This is a genomic window from Rathayibacter sp. VKM Ac-2835, assembly GCF_013266705.1.
GTDB lineage: Bacteria > Actinomycetota > Actinomycetes > Actinomycetales > Microbacteriaceae > Rathayibacter.
On record NZ_JABSNQ010000002.1, the window covers coordinates 663763 to 683139 of the forward strand.

Here is a 19377-nt window from a genome sequence, read left to right on the forward strand (position 1 = left end):
CCGAAGTGGCATCTCGCGGAGGGGGTCAGGAGCCCAGGGCCGCGAAGCGCTCGATGTCGGTGGGGGTGCCGCTGACGACGATGAGGTCGTGGTTGGAGACGACGGTCTGCTCGGTCGCGTAGGTGAACGGCTTGCCCGGGCTCTTCACGCCGACGACGGTGACGCGGTGCTTGCGGCGCACGCCCGACTCGGTGAGGGTCAGGCCGCGGATCGGCTTCGGCGGGTACATCTTGGCGAGCACGAAGTCGTCGTCGAACTCGATGAAGTCGAGCATGCGGCCCGAGACCAGGTGCGCGACGCGCTCGCCCGCCTCGGCCTCGGGGTAGATCACGTGGTTCGCGCCGATCCGCTCCAGGATCTTGCCGTGCGAGCGCGAGATCGCCTTGGCCCAGATCTGCGGGATCTTGAGGTCGACGAGGTTCGCGGTGATCAGCACGGACGCCTCGATCGAGGAGCCGACGGCGACGACGGCGACCTGGAAGTCCTGCGCGCCGATCTGGGCGAGGGCGTCGAGCGAGCGGGCGTCGGCCTGGACCGCGTGGGTGACCCGCTCCGACCACTTCTGCACGAGTCCGGCGTCGGCGTCGATCGCGAGCACCTCGCGGTCGAGGCGGTCGAGCTGGCCGGCCGTGGCGGCACCGAAGCGACCGAGGCCGATCACCAGCACCGGGGCGTCGTACCTGATGCGGTCAACCAACGATGGGCCTCTCTTCCGGTCGTCTGAACAACTGCCTGCGCTGGCTCGCGGCGAGCGCGGCAGCGAGAGTCACGGTACCAACGCGGCCCATGAACATCGTCAGCGCCATCACGTAGACACCCGACGTCGGCAGCTCGGCGGTGAGCCCGGTCGACAGGCCGGAGGTGGCGAACGCCGAGATCACGTCGAAGAGGACGTGGTCCAGCGACGCCTTGGTGATGTGCAGGATCAGGACCGAGGAGACGGCGACGGTGGTGGCGCCCCAGAGCACGACCGAGACCGCGAGGCGCAGCACGTCGTTGGGGATCCGGCGGCCGAACGCCTCCATGTCGTTGTTGCCGCGCGCCTCGGCGAACGCGGCGAGGAAGAGGATCGCGAGCGTGGTCACCTTGATCCCGCCGGCCGTCGAGGCCGAGCCGCCGCCGATGAACATCAGCATGTCGGTGACGAGCAGGCTGGAGCCGTTGAGGTCGGGGATCGAGATCGTCGAGAACCCGCCCGAGCGCGTCATCGTCGACAGGAAGAAGGACTGGAAGACGGTGTCGCCCGCGTCGAGGGTGCCGAAGGTCGTCGGATTGTCGAACTCGAGCACGATGTAGAGCACGGCCCCCGCGACGAGCAGGATCAGCGACGTGACCAGCGTGAGCTTGACGTGCACCGACCACTTGCGCGGTCGCCGCCAGCCGCGTGAGAACGCGTAGATCACGGGGAAGCCGATCGAGCCGAGGAAGACGCCGATCATCAGGATCCCGAGGAACCAGTAGTCGTCCTCGAACGGCGTGAGGCCCGCGGCGTTCGGGGCGAAGCCGGTGTTCGTGAACGCCATCGCCGAGTAGTAGAAGGAGTGCCAGATCGCCTCGCCGACCGGGATGCCGTCGATCAGCATCCGCGGGAAGAGGAGCAGGGCGACCACGATCTCGATCACGGCGGCGCTGATCGCGACCGTGGCGAGCAGGCCGCCGATCTCGCCGAGCCGCACGGCCTGGCCCTCGGCGACGGGTCCGGAGTGGATGCGGAGCGGGTTCGAGTCGCTCGCGGCCATCAGCTTGGCGCGCAGCCCCAGCCGGCGCGAGATGGCCAGGCCCATGATCGACGCCAGCGTCAGCACGCCGAGCGCGCCGATGTTCACGCCGATGAAGACGATCGAGTGCCCGAACGCCGACCAGTGCGTGGCCATGTCCACCGTGGCGAGACCGGTGACGCAGATGACCGACATCGCGGTGAAGAAGGCGTCGTGCAGCGGGGTGACGGCGCCGGTCGTGCTCGACACCGGCAGCGAGAAGAGCAGGGTGAAGACGAGGATCAGCGCCGAGAAGATCATGATCGCGAAGCGCGACGGCGAGCGGCCGGCGAAGTCGTCGACGAGGTCGCGCGCCCGGGCGAAGCTCGACCACGGCGAGGCCGGCGAGACGCCCACGGGGCTGCGGAACTGCTGCCGAACCACCACGGCGGGCCCTCCACTCGATCGCGGCCATGCTACCCGCTCGGCGGTCGGCGCCCGGGGCGCCGGGACGCCATGCGCCGCGGGGCATGCGCACGGGCGACACCCTGCCCCGCGCGCAGGGCGCTGACTACCCTGGGCACATGGCTGACATCTTCGCGGTGATCGCGGACGGCACCCGCCGCGACATCCTCTCCCTCCTGCTGGAGCAGCGGGTCGAGGGCGCGGGCGGCATGAGCGTCTCGCGCATCGTCGCGAAGCTCGAGCTCAGCCAGCCGACGGTGTCCAAGCACCTGAAGGTGCTGCGCGAGGCGGGGCTCGTCACCGTCCGCGAGAGCGGGCAGCACCGCATCTACGCGCTGCAGTACGCGCCGCTCGTCGCCGTCGAGGACTGGCTGCTGCCCTTCGGCGCCGCGGACGAGGCCGACGACGGCGCCGCCGTGCTCGACGCGGCGGCGGCCGCTCGAGCCGAGTCGCTCGGCCGGGCGCTCGCCGAGCGGACGCACCAGGTCAGCGCGGTCGTGCAGGACATCCAGCGCGGCGTGAGCGAGGGGGCGACGAAGGTCGCGGAGGCGCTGCGCATCCGCAAGTGAGGCGGTCGCGCGGCTCGTCCGAGCGGGACCTCGGGCGCGGATCCTCGGCGGGGGCCGCGTCGTGTAAGCTCGCGGGAGCCAGTTTTTCGTAAGCGGCCGTCCGTCGGGCGGTCGACCCCCTGAACGTTGTGAGGTCTTCGTGGGTTCTGTCATCAAGAAGCGTCGCAAGCGTATGGCGAAGAAGAAGCACCGCAAGCTGCTTCGCAAGACTCGTCACCAGCGTCGCAACAAGAAGTAGGCTCGCGCCTCTTCCCCTTCGAGCGTCCGCCCCTCTGGGGTCGGGCGCTCGTCTGCGTTCCGGGGGCGTCGACCCCCCGCGTCGCCCGTGACCGCCCCGGCTAAACTGGGCGGATGGACGTCGCGCTGACTCTCGTGGGCAAGCCGGGCTGCCACCTCTGCGACGACGCCCGCACCGTGGTCCAGCAGGTCCTGGCCGAGCTCGCCGACGTCCCCGGCGCTCCGGACGTCTCGCTCGCCGAGGCCTCGATCCTCGACGACGCGGAGCTGCACGAGCGGTTCGTCGAGGAGATCCCGGTCGTGCTGCTCGACGGGCGCGTGCACACCTATTGGCGCGTCGATCCGGATCGACTGCGCCGGGCGCTGCTCGAGCGCGCCTGATCCCCGCGCGATCCCGCGGATCCGCCGTGATCGGAATGTTGTAGAAGGCCCCTCGGATGGGGGACTGGAGTTCCCTCGAGCGCTCGCGGATCGCGCATAGTCTCTTCACGGGGAGGCTCGCTCCCCACGTTCGGGGTGCGTTCGGCGTCTCGCGGGGAGGAACATCCATGTCTCGACAGCGTCTGCTGCAGCAGCGTCGCCGCTCCACGGCCTCCGCGCTCACGCTCGCCCTGCTCCTCGCCGGGCTCGCGCTGCCCGCGTCGGCTCAGGCCGAGAACCTGCCCGACCCGTCGACGAGCGTCGCTCCGGCTCCGGAGGAGCCCGTGGTGACGGTGCCGGGCGAGCCCGTCGAGACGACGCCGTCCGAGGAGCCCGCGCCTCCGCCTCCGCCTGCGCCCGAGGGGCCCGCCGGTGAGCCGACGACCACGCCTGTGGAGCCGGCACCCGAGCCGGATGAGCCGACGACGCCGCCTGTCGAGGGGATCCCCGATGAGGGCCCGTCGAGTGAGCCCGTCCCTGTTCCGGGCACCGGGGCAGGCAACCCTGGTACCGGCGGCAATGAGAGCCCCGGAACGGGCGGTGGCAACCCGTCGCCCGGCACGGGTGGCGGCTCCACGGGTGGCGGCTCCACCGGTGGCGGGTCCACCGGTGGTGGATCGACAGGCGGCGGGTCCACGGGTGGTGGATCGACCGGCGGCGGCTCCACGGGTGGTGGATCGACCGGCGGCGGCTCCACGGGCGGGGGCTCGACCGGCGGCAGCAGCACGGGCGGCGGCTCGACCGGCGGCGGCAGCACCGGCGGGTCCAACTCCGGCTCGACCGGCGGCGGCAGCGGCACCGCCGGCGGCACCACGACGACCGAGGCCGGCGCGACGCCGCCCCGCGCCTCCGCGCCCGGACGGACCCTGCTCTCGACCTCCGCGGCCGACCCCGCCGCGGCTCCCGTCCCCGGGACCGAGACCGCCGGCGGCCCCGCCGTCTCGGTGTTCCTGACCCGCGACGCCGGCGTCGACCCCGGCGCGCTCACCGTCGACCTCGCCCGCTTCTACGGGGTGGGCGTCGCCTACGCCGGCTTCCAGCGCGAGGAGAACGCCACCGCGACGCTCGCAGCGCCGGCCGGCACCGAGAGCCCGCTGACGGTCGAGAACCGCCAGGACGGCGAGACGACCAGCACCGGATCGGCCACCGTGCCGACCGCCGCGCTCCTCTCCATCGGCACCTACACGATCACCGTCTCCGGCGACCGCGGCTCCTCGGCGACCACCACGTTCGCGTTGATCGCCTCCTCCGCCCCCGGCATCCTCGTCGAGCCGCGCGAGGCGTCCAGCTCCGAGGCGGCCACGCCGCGCGGAGCGGTCTGGGGCTTCGGCCCGGTCGAGAGCGTCACGGTGGGCGCCTTCACGACCGCCGGCGTCCAGGCGGACCTCGCGGCCGGTGACCTCTCGGTCCGCGTCGACGCACTCGGCTGGTCCGACCTCGACCTCGGCGACGCGATCGTCGCGGAGCCCACGGCCGAGGTCTACTGCCTCGTCGCGGTCGGCTCGGTCAGCAAGCGCACCGCCGCGGTCACCGTCGCCTACCCGGGGGAGGGCTCGACCGCGACGGCCCCCGACGCCGCGCAGGTCTGCGGCATCGCCATCACCTCCGCGAAGGCGGGCGCCGTGCCGCCGGCGGCCGCCAGCACCGGCGGGCTCTCGGCCGGGGTCGGCCTCACCATCGGAGCGGGCGTGCTCGTCGCGCTGCTGATCGCCGGACTCGTCACCGCCGTCGTCCTGCGCCGCCGCCGCGAGAACGACGACCTGCTCATCGGCGGGCCGCTGCCGCACCCGACGGAGCAGTGAGGCGCTCCTCCGCCGCGACGCCCCCGCTCCGGCGGGACCGCGGCCGCCGGCAGCTGGTGACGGGCACGGGACCCCGGTGCGCGACGACAGTCTGATCGCGGCCCTGCATCGCGGCCGTCCCCGGACGATCGCGGCGGCCGCCGAGCTCGTCCACCTGGACCCGGCCGACGTGCGCACCGCCGTCGACCGGTTCCGCGGCCTCGGCCTCCTCGCCGGGGAGGGCGACGAGATCGGCTACGTCCCGCCCGCCGACTGGGCGGCGGACACCGTGCTCCAGCACACCGTGGCGGCCCGCCGCGCCACCCTCGACGCGCTGGACGGCATCGAGCGCCTGATCGGAGACCTGCCGTCGCTACTCGGAGCGTGGTCGGTCGGCGCCGCGGCGGACGATCTCGTCCCCACGCTGCTGCGCCACGGGCCGCACGCGTCGGAGGATCTCTGGTTCGATCTCGTCCGCAGCGACTCCGGGACGCTGATCGCGGTGCTCCCGGACGTCGAGCGCTTCCTCGATCCGCCGACCGAGCGGGCTCAGCGCTTCGGCCAGGCGCTCGCCGCGAAGGACCGGGTGCGCGTCATCATCCCCGCGGAGGGAGTGCGCGATCCTCGCGTGCTCGCGCGGATCGAGGCGTATCAGAAGGCGGGCGTGGAGTACCGCCTGCTCGAGACGATGCCGAGCTGGTTCTGGGTCGACGGCGAGTACCTGGCGGTGCCGTTCGAGTGGGGCGAGACCCGGCCGACGAGCGTGCTGGGTGTGCGGCACGAGGCGCTGGCCGGGCTGGTCAGCGCGTACTTCGAGGAGCTGTGGCGGCGGGCGCTGCCGGTCGGCACGGCCGAGCAGAGCTGGACGCCGCTGCTCCGCCTGATGCGGACGGGCATGACCCTCGAGGCGGCGTCGCACCGGCTGGGGATCAACCCGCGCACGGGCCGGCGCCGGATCTCGGCGGCGATGGAGCACTACGGAGCGCCCACGCTGTTCGCGCTGGGAGCAGCCTGGTCGGCGGAGGGGGGCCGAGTGGCCCCGGACGGACCGGCCGAGGTCTAGCGGCGCAGGTCTCGTCCGCGCTTCGCGGCCCAGGTGCCGGGAAGGGTCCCGACCACTCGGGGAGGGTTCGGGTCGCCCCGAGTGGTCGTTCTGCGCCGACCAGGCAGGACCCAGTGTCCGGAGTGGCACCCACCCACCGCAAGCGCCGCTAGCGGACATGTCCGGAAGAGGGCGTCGGCGGATGCGCGCCCCCGTGCTGGTCGAGCAGCCCCCGCGGGGGCGTACCGAGACCCGCCGTCCTCAGCAGGGCGGGTCTGCAGACCCGGGTGCTGACGGTGGTGGATCTCGATGCGCCCGCCGCGCGGGCTCCTCGATCAGCAGGGATGCGGGCGCCTGCTCCGAGGCGGCGCGGCGCAGCCGTCCTTCCTTGCTGGTCGAGTAGCCCGGAGGGCGTATCGAGACCCGCCGTCTGTCAGCCGGCCGCGGTGAAGCGCAGCAGGATGGTGCGGGCCTCCGGGCGCAGCTGGAAGTCCGGCCAGACGTCCGGGCCGCAGGCGCGCGAGCCGAGGCCGTGCTGGGCGGCGTCGATCGTGAGCACCGAGCGGGTGGAGGCGGGCAGCTCGTGCGGGTGCCCGGCGGCGGTCAGCTCGTGCGCGGTGTGGCGCGCGAGCGTGAAGCCGGGGAGCCGGCCGTGCAGGTCGGGCGCCGCCTCGATGCGGAGGCGATCGGTCCCGCCCTCGCGGAGGACCAGCTCGCGGACGGCGCTGCGGTGCCCGTTCTCCTGCGGGCGCGCGTACTCCGTCTTCAGCTCGTCGATGCCGGCGGAGAAGCGGCCGACCCGGGCGGCGCGGAGGCTGTCCGGGTACGACTCCCGCGGACCGGTGCCGAACCACTCGGCGCCGTCGACCGAGGCCGGGAGGTCGAGCCGGACGCCGAGCCGCGGCCAGACCGAGCCCCAGCCGCGGGTCGGCACCAGGTCGACGCGCAGGACGACCGCGTCGCCGTCGGTGCTCCACTGCTCCTCGACGAGGAGCGCCGCATCGAGGTCGGCGGCCGACCAGCGGGTCCGCCGGCGGACGCCCGACGAGGTGTCGACCGACTCGACGCGGCCGACGAGGCGGTCCAGGCCCGCCTCGCGCCAGCGGCTCGCGGAGGACGGCGCGGGCACGCCGTTGCCGTTGCCGGTGTACGGGTCGCCGTCCGTGTACGCGGGGAAGCCGTCGCCCTCGTCGTTGTCGGTCGGCGCGCGCCAGAGCTCGGCGCGCGGGCCGTCGACCGCCAGCCCGGCCAGGGCGGTGAGCCGCCCGTTCCGGAAGCTCGCGAGGCCCAGGGCGCCCTCGACGGGCGCGCCGTCGCGGGGCGAGCGCGCCCAGGCGGGGACGGGTGCCGGCGCGGAGAGCCGGCGCTGACCGGTGGAGAGCACGTGCCCCTCCTCGGCCCAGACCGTGCTCGACGCGAGGACCGCGTCGACGCTCAGCCACGCCTCGCCGCCGGTCGGCACGTCGAGCGCCGGCAGCGCCACGCGAGCGGAGTCGCCCGCCGCGATCGCCGGAGCGTCGAGCACGCCCTCCGCGGTGATCCGCCCGTCGAGCTCGACCCGCCACTCGAAGCGCAGGTCGGCGGTCGACGCGTCGTGCCGCCGGTTCTCGATCAGCACGGCGTCGAGCTCGACCGTGACGCGCACCGGCGCCACGATCTGCTTCCACTCGAACAGCCCCGGGCTCGGCGTGCCGTCGGAGAGGACCATGCCGTCCATCACGAAGTTGCCGTCGTGCACGACCTCGCCGAAGTCGCCGCCGTAGGCGTAGTACTCGACGCCCTCGGGAGTGCGGGCGCGCAGCCCGTGGTCGCGCCACTCCCAGACGAAGCCGCCGTGCAGCCGCGGGTAGCGGTCGACGAGGTCCTCGTACTGGCCGATCGCTCCAGGGCCGTTGCCCATCGCGTGCACGTACTCGCAGAGCAGGAACGGCTTCGAGCGCTGGCGCGCGGACTCGCCGGCCGTGCAGCCGAGCAGCGGCGACCGCGAGTCGTCGCGGCCGATCTGCTCGGTCTCGGGGATCGACGAGTACATCCGCGAGTACACGTCGGTGTAGGCACCGGTGTAGTCGCCCTCGTAGTGCACGGGGCGCTCGGGGTCGCGGCCGTGCGCCCATGCCGACATCGCGGCGAGGTTCGCCCCGGTGCCGGCCTCGTTGCCGAGCGACCAGATCACGATGCTCGGGTGGTTCTTGTCGCGCTCGACGGTGCGCTCGATCCGGTCGAGGTACGCCTCGCGCCAGGCCGGGTCGTCGCTGGGGTTGCCGGCCCAGCCGTAGCGCTCGAAGCCGTGGGTCTCGAGGTCGCACTCGAGGATCACCCAGAAGCCCAGCTCGTCGGCGAGGTCGAGCAGGCGCGGGTGCGGCGGGTAGTGGCTGGTGCGGATCGCGTTGACGTTGAACCGCTTCATCATCGCGAGGTCCGCGCGGGCGAACTCCTCGTCGAAGGCGCGGCCGCGGTCGGGGTGCGTCTCGTGGCGGTTGACGCCGTGGAAGACGACGCGCTCGCCGTTGACGAGGAAGCGGTCCCCTCGGATCTCGATCGTGCGGAAGCCGAGGCGGAGCGAGACCGTCTCGCCCGAGGAGGAGACCTCGGCGTCGTAGAGCCGGGGCGCCTCCGCCGACCACGGCTCGACGGCCGGGACCTCGATCGGGCCGACCTCGCCGGCGCTCGCCCAGACCGTCTCGATGCCGAGCTCGGGGACGCGGAGGGTGACCGGGAAGGCCGCGTCACCGGCCGTCAGCTCGGTCTCGATCCGGCCCGCGCCGGCGGCGAAGGAGGCGCGCACGAAGACGTCCTCGACGCCGCCGACCGGGCGGGCGATCAGGTGCACGGAGCGGAAGATCCCCGGCAGCCACCACTGGTCCTGGTCCTCGACGTAGCTGGCCGCCGACCACTGGTGCACGCGGACGACGACGAGGTTCTCGCCGGGCCGCACGACCTCGGTGACGTCGAACTCCTGCGCGAGGCGGCTGCCGGAGCCGATGCCGATCTCGACGCCGTTGACCCAGACGCGGTAGCGCGACTCGACGCCGTCGAAGCGGAGCACGACCGCCTCGGCGCCGGCGAACGACTCCGGGAGCTCGAAGGTGCGGCGGTGGTCGCCGGTCGGGTTCTCGTCCGGGACGAACGGCGGCTCGGTCGGGAAGGGGAACTGCACGTTGGTGTAGGCGGGGAGCCCGTAGCGGCCGTCGCCCTGGAGGACCCAGTGCGACGGGACGGGCAGGACGTCCCAGCCGGAGTCGTCGAAGGACTCCGCCCCGACGTCGTCCACCCCCTCGCCCTCGGGCAGCGCGTCGGCACCGCCGGGCGTCCCCGGCGCGGCGGGGAGCAGGCGGAAGCGCCAGTCCCCGTCGAGCGGGAGCGTCGGGGCGTCGGAGTGCAGCCACGAGCGGGCTGCGCGGCGCCGGCCGGAGCCGGGGCCGGTGTCGGCGAGGTAGTGGGAGGACGTCGGGGCGAGGGTCACTTCACGGATCCTTCGGTCAGGCCGCCGCGCCAGAAGCGCTGCAGCACGATCATGGCGATGGCGAGCGGGATGATCGACAGCAGGACGCCGCCGGTCGTGAGCTCGTAGAACTCGGGCAGCCGGTCCACCTGGCTGAGCCAGTTGTTCAGGCCGAGGGTGATCGGGAAGAGCTCGGTGTCGGAGAGCATCACGAGCGGCAGGAAGTAGTTGTTCCAGATCCCGACCAGCTGGAAGAGGAACACGGTGACCAGCGCCGGGGTGAGGATCCGCAGCCCGAGGGTGTGGAAGATCCGCAGCTCGCTCGCGCCGTCGATCCTGGCCGCCTCGATGATGGCCGTGTCGACCGTCGCCTGCGCGTAGATCCGGCAGAGGAACAGGCCGAAGGGCGAGACCAGCGAGGGGATCAGCACGCTCCAGTAGGTGTTCGCGATGCCCATCTGGCTGAAGAGCAGGAACAGCGGGAGCGCGGTGGCGGTCCCGGGGACGAGGACGCCCGCGAGGATCGTGCCGAAGACGAGTCTGCTGCCCCTGAACTCGTACTTCGCCAGCGCGTAGCCGCCCGCGGCCGCGAGGTAGGTCGCGAGCAGAGCGCCGACGCCGGCGTAGAGCACGGAGTTGAGGAACCAGCGGACGAAGATGCCGCCGTCGTAGGTCAGCACCTGGCCCAGGTTGTCCCAGAGCGCGAAGGTCGGCGCGAACCAGAAGCCGTAGGTGGCGAAGAGGTCGCCCGTGGTCTTCGTCGCGGCGACGACGACCCAGTAGACCGGGATCAGGAAGTAGACCGCGACGACGACGAGGATCGCGGTGACGATGATCGTCGAGGCGCGGTTGCGCCCGGCCGAGCGGTCGGGGCCGCGGCCGGCCTTCGCGGGCCGGTCGGCGGTGACGATGCCGGTGGTCGTGGGCGCATCGGCGGTGGCGCGCTCCGTCGTGCTCATGAGGACTTCCTGTTCGAGATCGAGAGGAACGTGAAGGAGAGGGCGAACGCGACGAGCGCGATCAGCACGGCCTGCGCGGCGGCGACGTTGTAGTCGTTGTAGGCGAAGGCGGTGGTGTACGCGCTGAGGTTCGGCGTGTACTGGCTGTCGATCGCGGGCGCGACCGTCTTCAGCACCTGCGCCTCGGCGAAGAGCTGGAGCGTGCCGATGATCGAGAAGATCGTCGTGAGCACGAGGGCCGGGCGGATGAGCGGCAGCTGGATGCTGCGTGCGACCCGCCAGGTGGAGGCTCCGTCGACCTTCGCGGCCTCGTACAGCTCGACCGGGATCGACTTCAGCTGAGCGACGATGATCAGCATGTTGTAGCCGGTGTAGCTCCACAGCGAGATGTTCGCGATCGACCAGAGCACCGAGTTCGCGCCGAGGAAGTCGGGGTCGAGGCCGACCACGTTCGCGGCGTCGACGATCGGGCTGAGCCCGGGCACGTAGAGGAACGACCACAGGATCGTGGCGATGACGCCGGGCACGCCGTAGGGCAGGAAGTAGGCGGCACGGAAGAAGCCCGGGAAGCGCGCGGACGCGGACTCGAGCATCAGCGCGAGCACCGTGCACAGCGCGATCATGATCGGCACCTGCACGATGCCGAAGAGGAACATCCGGCCGATCGAGGCGATGAAGTTGCCGTCGGCGAGGGCCTGGGCGTAGTTGTCGAAGCCGGCGAAGCCGCTGGTCACGCCCGCCTCGCCGAAGAGGCCCGAGCGGGTCACCCTCGTGAAGCTCGAGCCGATGGCGACGACGATCGGGATGACGAAGGTGAGGACGAAGAGCGCCAGGAACGGCGCGAGCAGGATCCACGGGGCGCGGGTGACCGCGCGGCTGCGCTTCGAGGCGCCGGGCGCCTTCGAGGTGGCGGCGACCGCGGCGGCGGCGGGGGAGGTCGTGGTGGTCATGCGGAGGCCTTCCTGATGCTGAGGCCCTTGTTCTGGAAGACCGTGATGATCTGCTGCTCCGCCTGCGCCACGGCGTCGACGAGGGTGGTCCCGGACGCCTTCTTCCGGAATCCGTCGCTGAGGATGTTGAACGACTGCTGCGTGACCGGCCACCAGGACCAGTCCGGGTTCTGCTCCGTCGCGGCGGGGACGAAGACGTCCTCGTTGTAGTTCTGCCCGCTGAAGAACTCGCTCGGGCCCTTGCGGACCGAGCCGATCTCGCCGACCGCCGGGGACCAGCCGATGCCGCTGTTGGCGATCATCGCGTCGATGCCCTCCTGCGAGGTGGTCATCCAGACGGCGAACTCGAGCGCCTCCTTCGGATGCCTGCTGTTGGCGAAGACGGCCGCCGTCGAGCCGCCGAGGAAGCTCGAGCCGTAGCCCGTGCCCTCCCAGACCGGCATCGGCGCCGCGCGCCACTTGCCGGCACCGCCGCTGACGCCCTCGATCAGCGCGTCGCCCCAGCTCGCCGTCGTGCAGGAGGCGATCCCGCCGTTCGCGGCGGCCGCGAACCACGCGGGGGAGTAGGCGCCGTAGCCGACCTCGACCAGGTCCTGGTCGATCGCGGAGTCGAAGAAGGACGCGACCTTCGTCGTCGCCTCGTCGGTCATGTCGATGACCCAGCCGTCCTCCTCCGCCTTCAGCCACTGCGCGCCGGCCTGCGTGGCGAAGGCGGCGAACACCGAGGCGTCGGCGAGGGGGAAGCAGTCGATGTAGGAGTCGACGCCGCGCAGCTCGGTGGCGACGGCGGCCCAGTCGTCCCAGGTGGTGGGGGTCTCGGCGCCGACGCTGTCGAAGATCTCGGGCTGGTAGAACATCGCCATCGGGCCGCTGTCCTGCGGGATCCCGTAGACGCCGCCGGTGTAGCTGACCTGGCCCCAGAGCGTGGGGTCGTAGAGGTCGGCGTAGTCCTCGGCGCCGTAGCGGTTGAGGTCGACGAGGCCGTTGACGAGCAGGAACTCGGGGAGCGAGCGCATCTCGACCTGGCCGATGTCGGGGCCGCCGCCGGCCGCGAGGGCCGAGTAGAGCTTCTGATAGCCGCCGGCGTTGCCGCCGGGGATCCAGACCGCGTCGACCTGGATCTCGGGGTGCGAGGCGTTCCAGACGTCGCAGACCTTCTGCAGGTCCTTGAGCCAGGCCCAGTACTGGAGCCGGACGGGGCCGGTGGCCGCCGGGATCGCCGCGCCGGCGTTGACCGACACGGTGCCGGGCGTCGCGCAGGCGGTCAGGCCGCCGAGTGCCGCGGTGCCGAGGCCCGCGGCGAGCAGCTGCCGTCGTGTGAACGGGTGCATGTTTCCCTCACTTCATCGTGGTGGAGTCCGGGACCAGTCCGCCCGGCTGATCGGGACGCTACCACAATTTCGAGTGCTTACTCGAAATTGGCAGCCGGCGCCGCCGGGTCGCTCCGAGCGCGCGCTACGCTGGGCGATCGACCGGCTGCGCAGCCGGCACTTCGAGGGCGAGGAGCGGCTGATGACGGAGGCGACCCCTGCCCGCAGCACCCGCCGCGGTCCCTATGCGAAGTCGGCCGAGCGCCGGCGCGCGATCATCGAGGCGGCGCACGCGGTCTTCGCGGCCCGCGGCTACGCTCGCGGCTCGCTGCAGGACGTCGCCGACCGGGTCGGGCTCAGCCAGACGAGCCTGCTGCACTACTTCCCGTCGAAGACGGATCTGCTCCTGGCCGTGCTGCGGCACCGCGACCTGATCACCGGCGACGGCTCGACGCCCGTCGATCCGGAGGAGGGGCTCGTCGAGGGGATCGTGCGCCAGACCCGCTACAACGAGACGGCGCCCGGCGTGATCGAGCTCTACGCGGTGCTCTGCGGGGAGTCGACGACGGACGAGCATCCGGGGCGCGACTTCTTCGCCTCGCGCTTCCAGCGGCTGCGCGCGGACTACGCCGGGCAGCTCCGCGAGCTGCGCGCCGAGGGGCGGCTGCGCGAGGGTGCGGATCCGGACCGGGTCGCCGCCTCGATCATCGCGCTCTGGGACGGCATCCAGCTGCAGTGGCTGCTGGACAACGACGCGGTCGACATGGTGGCCTGCCTGACCGACTACCTCGACCTCATGATCCTGCCCGCGCCGTAGGCTCCGGGCATGACACTCACCCAAGGCTCCGGTTGGCTCTGGTTCGCTCTCGCGATCGTCACGGCCGGCCTCGCCGAGCAGAAGGGGCGCTCGCGCTGGCGCTGGTTCGTGCTCGGGCTGCTGCTCGGGCCGATCGCGACGGCGCTCGTCGTGCTGTGGGCGCGGCCGGAGGCCGGGGTGGTGACCGACGTGCGCTGGAACTTCGCGATCGGCGCGGGGGTCGCCGCGGTGGCGCTCGCGCTGGTCGCCGTGACCTCGGCGCTCTGGCTGCTGCTCGTGCCTGCGACGGTCGCGGCCGCCGTCGCCGGCGTGCTCGGCTGGCTGAGCCGCCGCGTCCCGTACGAGCGCCTGCCCCGCTGACGCGGCTCCACATGCTGGTCGAGTAGCCGCGGAGCGGCGTATCGAGACCCGCCGTCCTGCGAGCGGGTGGATCTCGATACGCCCTCTGCGAGGGCTACTCGATCAGCATGAGACGGACGCCCGCGCGTGCAGCACGAAGTGAACGCGTGCGCACCTTCATGCTGGTCGAGTAGCCGCGGAGCGGCGTATCGAGACCCCGGTCCGCCGGGCCCTACGGCAGCAGGCGGGTGGGCCCGCGGAAGAGGTACGTGACCTCGCGCAGGTTGGCCTGCCCGAGCATCAGCATGATGACGCGGGAGAGCCCCATGCCGAAGCCGCCGTGAGGCGGGACGCCGTAGCGGAAGAAGTCGAGGTAGAACTCGAGCTCCTCCGGCTCCAGGCCCTTCTCGCGCGCCTGCTCGACGAGGACGTCGACGCGGTGCTCGCGCTGCGCGCCGGTGGAGATCTCGACGCCGTTGTAGATGAGGTCGTAGCTGTTGGTGATCGTTCCGTCGCCCTCGCGGCGCATGTGGTAGAACGGCCGGATGCTCGAGGCGTAGTCGGTCAGGAAGACGAAGTCGTGGCCGAACTCCTCCTGCACGTAGGCCGCGATGCGGCGCTCGCCCTCGGGGTCCATGTCGTCGTCCGCGCGGGGCACCTCGTAGCCGCGCTCGGCGACGATCCGCTTCGCCTCGGCGAGCGGGATGCGCGGGAACGGCGTGGTCGGCACGCGCAGGTCGATGTCGAAGAGCGCCTTGACGGCCTCGCCGTGCTTCTCGACGACCGCGGTGAGGCCGGCGACGATGAGCTGCTCGTGCAGCTCCATCACGTCCTCGTGCGAGTCGATCCAGGAGACCTCGGCGTCGACGCTGGTGAACTCGGTCGCGTGCCGGGAGGTGAAGCTCGGGTCGGCGCGGAACGCGGGCCCCACTTCGAAGACCTTGCCGAAGCCGGCCGGCTGCGCCATCTGCTTGAAGAACTGCGGGCTCTGCGCGAGGTAGGCCTTGGTCTCGAAGTACTCGACCTCGAAGAGCTCGGCTCGCGACTCGGAGGCGCTCGCCATCAGCTTCGGGGTGTGGATCTCGATGAAGTCGTGCTCGATCCAGTACGTGCGCAGCGCGTGCTCGAACGTGGTCTGCACCCGGGCGATCAGGTTCTGCTCGGGGCGGCGCAGGTCGAGGAAGCGCCAGTCCATCCGCTTGTCGATGCCGGAGTCGGCCGCGATCGGCGCCTCGGGGATCGACGCGCTGACGATCTCCAGCGACTCGAGCTTGACCTCGAGGCCGCCGAGCTTCACGCGCTCGTCGTGCTTGAGCTGACCGGTCACGCTCACGAACGAGCCCTGCGCGAGTCCGGAGATCGCCTCGGTGATCGCGAGCTTCGCGGCGGAGGCGTCGTCGCCCTCGACGGCCTCGCGCACGGCCGGGTTCACCAGCTGCACGGCGCCGGACTCGTCGCGGAGGACGACGAACTGCACCTTCTTCTGATCGCGCACGGTCTCGACCCAGCCGGCGACGCGCACCGGGCCGTCCTCGAGGGCGGCGAGCTTGCTGACGGTGGTTCGGGGGAGGCGGGTCTCGTCGGTCACGGTAGGGGAGTCTACCCGCGGGGTCCGCCGGGGGGTCAGCGCAGCACGCCCGAGCGGCGCGCGGCCGAGACCGCCGCGGTGCGGGAGGTGACGCCGAGCTTCGCGAACACGTGCGCGAGGTGCGATTTGACGGTGGTCTCGGTCACGAACAGCCGGGCAGCGACCTCGGTGTTGCTGAGGCCCTGGGCGACGAGGGCGAGCACCTCGGTCTCGCGGGCGCTGAGCCGCGGGGCGGGGGAGCGGAGGCGCTCGAACAGCCGCGCGGCGACGGCCGGGGCGAGCGCGCTCTCGCCGGCGGCGGCCGCGCGGATCGCGGCGAGCAGCTCCTCCGGCGGCGCGTCCTTGAGCAGGTAGCCGCTCGCCCCGGCCTCGACCGCGCCCAGGATGTCCGCGTCGGTGTCGTAGGTCGTGAGGACGAGGACGGAGGGCGGCACGGCGGAGGACCGCAGCGCCCGCGTCGCGTCGACGCCGGTCTCGCGGTCGGCGCCGAAGCGCAGGTCCATCAGCACCACGTCCGGGTGCAGGCGGGCGGCGGCGCTGATCGCCTCCGCGGGGGAGCCGGCCTCGCCGACCACGGTCAGACCCGGGTCCGCGGCGATCAGCGCGCGCAGCCCGGTGCGGACGATCGGGTGGTCGTCGACGAGGAGGACGCGGATCACGGGGTGCCGCCGGCGGGGAGCTCGGCGCGGACCGTCGTGCCGGCCGGCGACGACTCGACCTCCAGCCGCCCGCCGAGCTGCTCGGCCCGCTCGCGCATCGCCCGCAGGCCGAAGGAGTCCGGCCGCGCTGAGGGGGCGGCCGCCTCGGGATCGAACCCGGTCCCGTCGTCCGCGATCTCGAGCCGGGCGGTGCCGCCGTCGCTGCGCAGCGTCAGCGAGACCGCGCTCGCTCCCGAGTGCTGCAGCGCGTTCGCGACCGCGCCCTGGGCGAGCCGGAGCAGCGCCGTCTGCGTCTGCATCGACAGGGCGCGACCGTCCTCGGCGTCGACCGTCACGACGACGCCCGAGCGCTCCCAGTGCGTGCCGGCCAGTCGCCGCAGCGCTCCGTCGATGCTCTCGCTGTCGAGAGCCGGCGGGGCGAGCTCGCGGATGAAGCGCCGCGTCTCGTCCAGATCGGCCGCGGCGGTCTCCCGGGCGAGCCGGACGTGCTCGATGCCCGGCCGCCCGGGGTCGGCGCGCTCGGCCGCGTGCAGCAGCATCTGGATGCTCGACAGACCCTGCGCGACGGTGTCGTGGATCTCGCGCGCCAGCCGCGAGCGCTCCTCGGCGACGGCGGCCGCGCGCTCGCTCGCGCCGAGCCGGTCGCGGGTGGCGAGCAGCTCGGCGAGCAGCTCCTCCCGCTCGCGCGCCTCCCGGGCGAGGGCGCGCGCGGCGAGGCCGATCAGGATCGCGATCCCGGCGGCGATCACCGGGCCGACGACCCCGCCGATGCTCCACCGGTCGTCCCAGCCGAGGGCCGCGACGGCGATGCCCGTGAGGCCGAGCACCGCGGCGACCGCCGCCCGTGGGGGCAGCACGTGCATCGCCAGGAAGAACAGCGGGAACGCGAGGTAGGCGGCGTCGGACTCGAGCAGGACGAGTGCGGCCCAGGCGAGCGTCACTCCCGCGAGCCACAGCCTCCCGCGGCGCCGCGAGCGGGCCGTCCAGCGCGGCCCGGCGAGGTACGCGGCGAGCAGGAGGAGGCAGAGCAGGAGCACCGCCGGAGTGCGCGGGCCGGGCTCGACGAGCGTGCGCACGGCGACCAGGGCGAGCAGACCGCCGACCAGGAGGTGCAGTCCCGCGCGCAGTCCCGTCAGGACGGGGGCGAGCGGGGTGTGCGGCACGGGGGAACGCTACGCACCGCGGGGCTGCCTGTCATCGTGCGAAAGGAGGAGGCGGCCGTCCCTCGAAGAGCGGGCGGCGCCCCCGGTCGACCGCACGATGCGCCGGATCCGCGCCGCTTCCAGGCTGGAGGGGCCGCCGATCCCCGCGGCATCGACTCCCTGGAGGTCCCCGTGTTCGTCGCCTGGCGCGAGCTGCGTTCCGCTCGCGGCCGATTCCTGCTCATCGGCGCGGTGGTCGCGCTGCTCACCCTCCTGGTGGGGTTCCTCTCCGGGCTGACCGGCGGGCTGGCCCTGCAGAACGTCTCGGCGGTCCTCGGCGTGCCCGCCGACCGGCTCGTCTTCTCGGCCGGGGACGACGCGCCCTCGTTCGCCGACTCCGCGGTCACCGCGCAGCAGGAGGCGGAGTGGGCGGCGCTCCCGGGAGTCGTCTCCGTCGAGCCGCTCGGCGTGCTGCAGGCCCGGGCGGAGGCGGACGGAGCGCGCGTCGCGGTCGCCGTCCTCGGCGTCGACGCGGCGCTCGGGGCTCCGGCCGACCCGGGCGGCATCGCGCTCTCGGCCCCCGCGGCGAAAGCGCTCGGCGTCGGAGTCGGCGACGCCGTGCGCATCGCGGGCACCTCCGCCGTCGTCTCCTCGATCGGCGGCGACGACTGGTACAGCCACACCCCCGTGGTCCGCCTCCCGCTCGCCGCCTGGCGGGCGCTCGCGGCCTCGCTCGGCACGCCGGCCGACGCGACCGTCCTCGCGGTGCGCGGCTCGCCGGACTGGGCGGCGGGGGAGGCGGCGACCGGCACGATCGCTCGGGCCCCGCTCGCCGCACTCACCGCGATCGGCTCGTTCCGGTCCGAGATCGGCTCGCTGCTGCTGATGGTCGCGATGCTCTTCGGGATCGCCGCGCTCGTCGTCGGAGCGTTCTTCACGGTCTGGACGATGCAGCGCTCCGGCGACATCGCCGTGCTCAAGGCCCTCGGCGCGTCGACACCCTCCCTGCTCCGGGACGCCCTCGGCCAGGCCCTCGTCGTGCTGATCGCGGGGACGGGCGCGGGGCTGCTCGCGGTGCTCGGGCTCGGCTCGCTCGCCGGCTCGGCCCTGCCGTTCCTGCTCAGCCCCGTGACCACGCTGGTCCCGGTCGCCCTGATGATCGCGCTGGGACTGCTCGGCGCCGCCGCGGCCCTGCGCACCGTCGTCTCCACCGACCCCCTCACCGCCCTCGGGAGCGGACGATGATCGAACTGCGGGACGCCACCCTCACCTTCGACGACGGCGGTTCGCGCCTCACCGCCGTCGACCGGGCCGACCTCGACTGCCGCCCGGGCACCGTGACCGGGCTGACGGGCCCGAGCGGCTCCGGCAAGTCCAGCCTGCTCGCGCTGGCGGCGACGCTGATCCGCCCGGACTCGGGCCGCGTGCTGATCGACGGCGACGACGTGTCGCGCCTGTCCCGCGCGGGGGCGGCCCGGCTGCGCCGCTCCCGAGTCGGCATCGTCTTCCAGCAGGCCAATCTGCTGCCCGCGCTGACGGCCCGCGAGCAGCTGCTCGTGATGGACCGGCTCGGCGACCGGCGGCGGCCGTCGGCGTCGGCGCGGGCGGACGAGCTCCTCGCGGAGGTCGGTCTCGCCGACCGCGCCCACGCCCGCCCGGCGCAGCTCTCGGGCGGTCAGCGGCAGCGGGTGAACATCGCCCGCGCGCTGATGAACGCGCCGTCGGTGCTGCTGGTCGACGAGCCGACGAGCGCTCTGGACACCGAGCGCGGCACGGCGATCATCGACCTGATCGTCCGCCTCACGCGCGAGCGCGGGACGGCGACGCTCCTGGTGACGCACGAGGAGGCGCACCTCCCGCGGCTGGACCGGGTCGCGACGATGCGGGACGGCCGGCTGTCGACCGGCGAGGCGTGCGCGGACGTGCCGGCCGGTCGGCGGTCCGCGGCGCGGTAGCGTCG

General features: G+C 73.1%; 18 protein-coding genes. 9 read left to right on the plus strand and 9 right to left on the minus strand.

All coding sequences use genetic code 11. The annotated features are described in order from the left end of the window. Window positions 1–25 precede the first annotated feature (25 nt). Both HRK28_RS10910 and HRK28_RS10915 read right to left on the minus strand, forming a co-directional pair. The gene (locus HRK28_RS10910; protein ID WP_123446620.1) at window positions 26–697 is read right to left on the minus strand and encodes a TrkA family potassium uptake protein; all 672 of its coding nucleotides are present in this window, start codon (window positions 695–697) and stop codon (window positions 26–28) included. Next, a complete protein-coding gene (locus tag HRK28_RS10915) occupies window positions 690–2021 on the minus strand; it encodes a TrkH family potassium uptake protein (protein ID WP_244231870.1) in 1332 nt (443 codons plus the stop codon). Before HRK28_RS10915 ends, HRK28_RS10910 begins: the two co-directional genes overlap by 8 nt. A 260-nt stretch (window positions 2022–2281) precedes the next feature. On the opposite strand from HRK28_RS10915, the gene HRK28_RS10920 reads away from it, so the two are divergent. The 5 genes from HRK28_RS10920 to HRK28_RS10940 all read left to right on the plus strand — a co-directional run bounded on the left by HRK28_RS10920 (window position 2282) and on the right by HRK28_RS10940 (window position 6232). Then, entirely contained in the window at window positions 2282–2731 is a 450-nt protein-coding gene (locus HRK28_RS10920; protein ID WP_160090694.1) for a helix-turn-helix transcriptional regulator, read from the plus strand. A 139-nt stretch (window positions 2732–2870) separates the two neighbouring features. After that, window positions 2871–2969 carry an AURKAIP1/COX24 domain-containing protein gene (locus tag HRK28_RS10925; protein WP_003792170.1) on the plus strand — a complete coding sequence of 33 codons (99 nt, stop codon included), beginning with the start codon at window positions 2871–2873 and terminating at the stop codon, window positions 2967–2969. Window positions 2970–3082: 113 nt separating this feature from the next. Next, window positions 3083–3349, plus strand: a complete 267-nt coding sequence (locus HRK28_RS10930; protein WP_160090693.1) for a glutaredoxin family protein — start codon at window positions 3083–3085, stop codon at window positions 3347–3349. Window positions 3350–3516: 167 nt separating this feature from the next. Further along, window positions 3517–5190: a hypothetical protein gene (locus tag HRK28_RS10935; RefSeq protein ID WP_173251498.1), complete on the plus strand. Its 1674-nt coding sequence runs from the start codon at window positions 3517–3519 to the stop codon at window positions 5188–5190. 76 nt (window positions 5191–5266) lie between these two features. After that, complete coding sequence (locus HRK28_RS10940; protein ID WP_173251499.1) at window positions 5267–6232, plus strand: hypothetical protein; 966 nt, start codon at window positions 5267–5269, stop codon at window positions 6230–6232. A gap of 412 nt (window positions 6233–6644) precedes the next feature. Here the strand turns inward: HRK28_RS10940 and HRK28_RS10945 are convergent, their stop codons facing one another. The 4 genes from HRK28_RS10945 to HRK28_RS10960 are packed head-to-tail and all read right to left on the minus strand — an operon-like array spanning window position 6645 to window position 12893. Next, window positions 6645–9674, minus strand: coding sequence for a glycoside hydrolase family 2 TIM barrel-domain containing protein (locus HRK28_RS10945; protein ID WP_173251500.1), 3030 nt, complete (start codon window positions 9672–9674; stop codon window positions 6645–6647). Beyond that, on the minus strand, window positions 9671–10612 hold the full coding sequence (locus tag HRK28_RS10950; RefSeq protein ID WP_173251501.1) for a carbohydrate ABC transporter permease: 942 nt from the start codon (window positions 10610–10612) through the stop codon (window positions 9671–9673). The genes HRK28_RS10945 and HRK28_RS10950 overlap by 4 nt, the downstream gene beginning before the upstream one ends. Next, window positions 10609–11562 (minus strand): carbohydrate ABC transporter permease, encoded by a 954-nt coding sequence (locus tag HRK28_RS10955; protein ID WP_173251502.1) that lies wholly within the window; start codon window positions 11560–11562, stop codon window positions 10609–10611. Before HRK28_RS10955 ends, HRK28_RS10950 begins: the two co-directional genes overlap by 4 nt. Beyond that, window positions 11559–12893 carry an ABC transporter substrate-binding protein gene (locus HRK28_RS10960; RefSeq protein WP_173251503.1) on the minus strand — a complete coding sequence of 445 codons (1335 nt, stop codon included), beginning with the start codon at window positions 12891–12893 and terminating at the stop codon, window positions 11559–11561. The genes HRK28_RS10955 and HRK28_RS10960 overlap by 4 nt, the downstream gene beginning before the upstream one ends. Before the next feature lie 73 nt (window positions 12894–12966). On the opposite strand from HRK28_RS10960, the gene HRK28_RS10965 reads away from it, so the two are divergent. Next, on the plus strand, window positions 12967–13689 hold the full coding sequence (locus HRK28_RS10965; protein ID WP_367948400.1) for a TetR/AcrR family transcriptional regulator: 723 nt from the start codon (window positions 12967–12969) through the stop codon (window positions 13687–13689). A 9-nt stretch (window positions 13690–13698) separates the two neighbouring features. Beyond that, complete coding sequence (locus HRK28_RS10970; protein ID WP_173251024.1) at window positions 13699–14049, plus strand: hypothetical protein; 351 nt, start codon at window positions 13699–13701, stop codon at window positions 14047–14049. A 211-nt stretch (window positions 14050–14260) separates the two neighbouring features. Here the strand turns inward: HRK28_RS10970 and aspS are convergent, their stop codons facing one another. Genes aspS through HRK28_RS20155 form a run of 3 tightly spaced genes read right to left on the minus strand, consistent with a single transcriptional unit; the run spans window position 14261 to window position 17438 of the window. After that, window positions 14261–15616, minus strand: a complete 1356-nt coding sequence (gene aspS, locus HRK28_RS10975) for an aspartate--tRNA(Asn) ligase (RefSeq protein WP_367948401.1) — start codon at window positions 15614–15616, stop codon at window positions 14261–14263. A 35-nt stretch (window positions 15617–15651) separates the two neighbouring features. After that, window positions 15652–16275 (minus strand): response regulator transcription factor, encoded by a 624-nt coding sequence (locus HRK28_RS20150; RefSeq protein ID WP_173251504.1) that lies wholly within the window; start codon window positions 16273–16275, stop codon window positions 15652–15654. After that, window positions 16272–17438 carry a sensor histidine kinase gene (locus HRK28_RS20155; protein ID WP_173251505.1) on the minus strand — a complete coding sequence of 389 codons (1167 nt, stop codon included), beginning with the start codon at window positions 17436–17438 and terminating at the stop codon, window positions 16272–16274. Before HRK28_RS20155 ends, HRK28_RS20150 begins: the two co-directional genes overlap by 4 nt. A 171-nt stretch (window positions 17439–17609) precedes the next feature. Here HRK28_RS20155 and HRK28_RS10990 point away from each other — a divergent pair, with 171 nt between their 5' ends. Continuing rightward, window positions 17610–18662: an ABC transporter permease gene (locus HRK28_RS10990; protein WP_173251506.1), complete on the plus strand. Its 1053-nt coding sequence runs from the start codon at window positions 17610–17612 to the stop codon at window positions 18660–18662. Beyond that, the gene (locus HRK28_RS10995; protein WP_173251507.1) at window positions 18659–19372 is read left to right on the plus strand and encodes an ABC transporter ATP-binding protein; all 714 of its coding nucleotides are present in this window, start codon (window positions 18659–18661) and stop codon (window positions 19370–19372) included. Before HRK28_RS10990 ends, HRK28_RS10995 begins: the two co-directional genes overlap by 4 nt. Window positions 19373–19377: the final 5 nt, after the last annotated feature.

Excerpts from the sequence above, each read along its gene's own strand:
- HRK28_RS10920 (WP_160090694.1), top strand. The coding sequence starts at position 2,282 with ATGGCTGACATCTTCGCGGTGATCGCGGACGGCACCCGCCGCGACATC.
- HRK28_RS10930 (WP_160090693.1), top strand. The coding sequence starts at position 3,083 with ATGGACGTCGCGCTGACTCTCGTGGGCAAGCCGGGCTGCCACCTCTGC.
- HRK28_RS10935 (WP_173251498.1), top strand. The coding sequence starts at position 3,517 with ATGTCTCGACAGCGTCTGCTGCAGCAGCGTCGCCGCTCCACGGCCTCC.
- HRK28_RS10950 (WP_173251501.1), bottom strand. The coding sequence starts at position 10,612 with ATGAGCACGACGGAGCGCGCCACCGCCGATGCGCCCACGACCACCGGC.
- HRK28_RS10955 (WP_173251502.1), bottom strand. The coding sequence starts at position 11,562 with ATGACCACCACGACCTCCCCCGCCGCCGCCGCGGTCGCCGCCACCTCG.
- HRK28_RS10960 (WP_173251503.1), bottom strand. The coding sequence starts at position 12,893 with ATGCACCCGTTCACACGACGGCAGCTGCTCGCCGCGGGCCTCGGCACC.
- HRK28_RS10970 (WP_173251024.1), top strand. The coding sequence starts at position 13,699 with ATGACACTCACCCAAGGCTCCGGTTGGCTCTGGTTCGCTCTCGCGATC.
- HRK28_RS10995 (WP_173251507.1), top strand. The coding sequence starts at position 18,659 with ATGATCGAACTGCGGGACGCCACCCTCACCTTCGACGACGGCGGTTCG.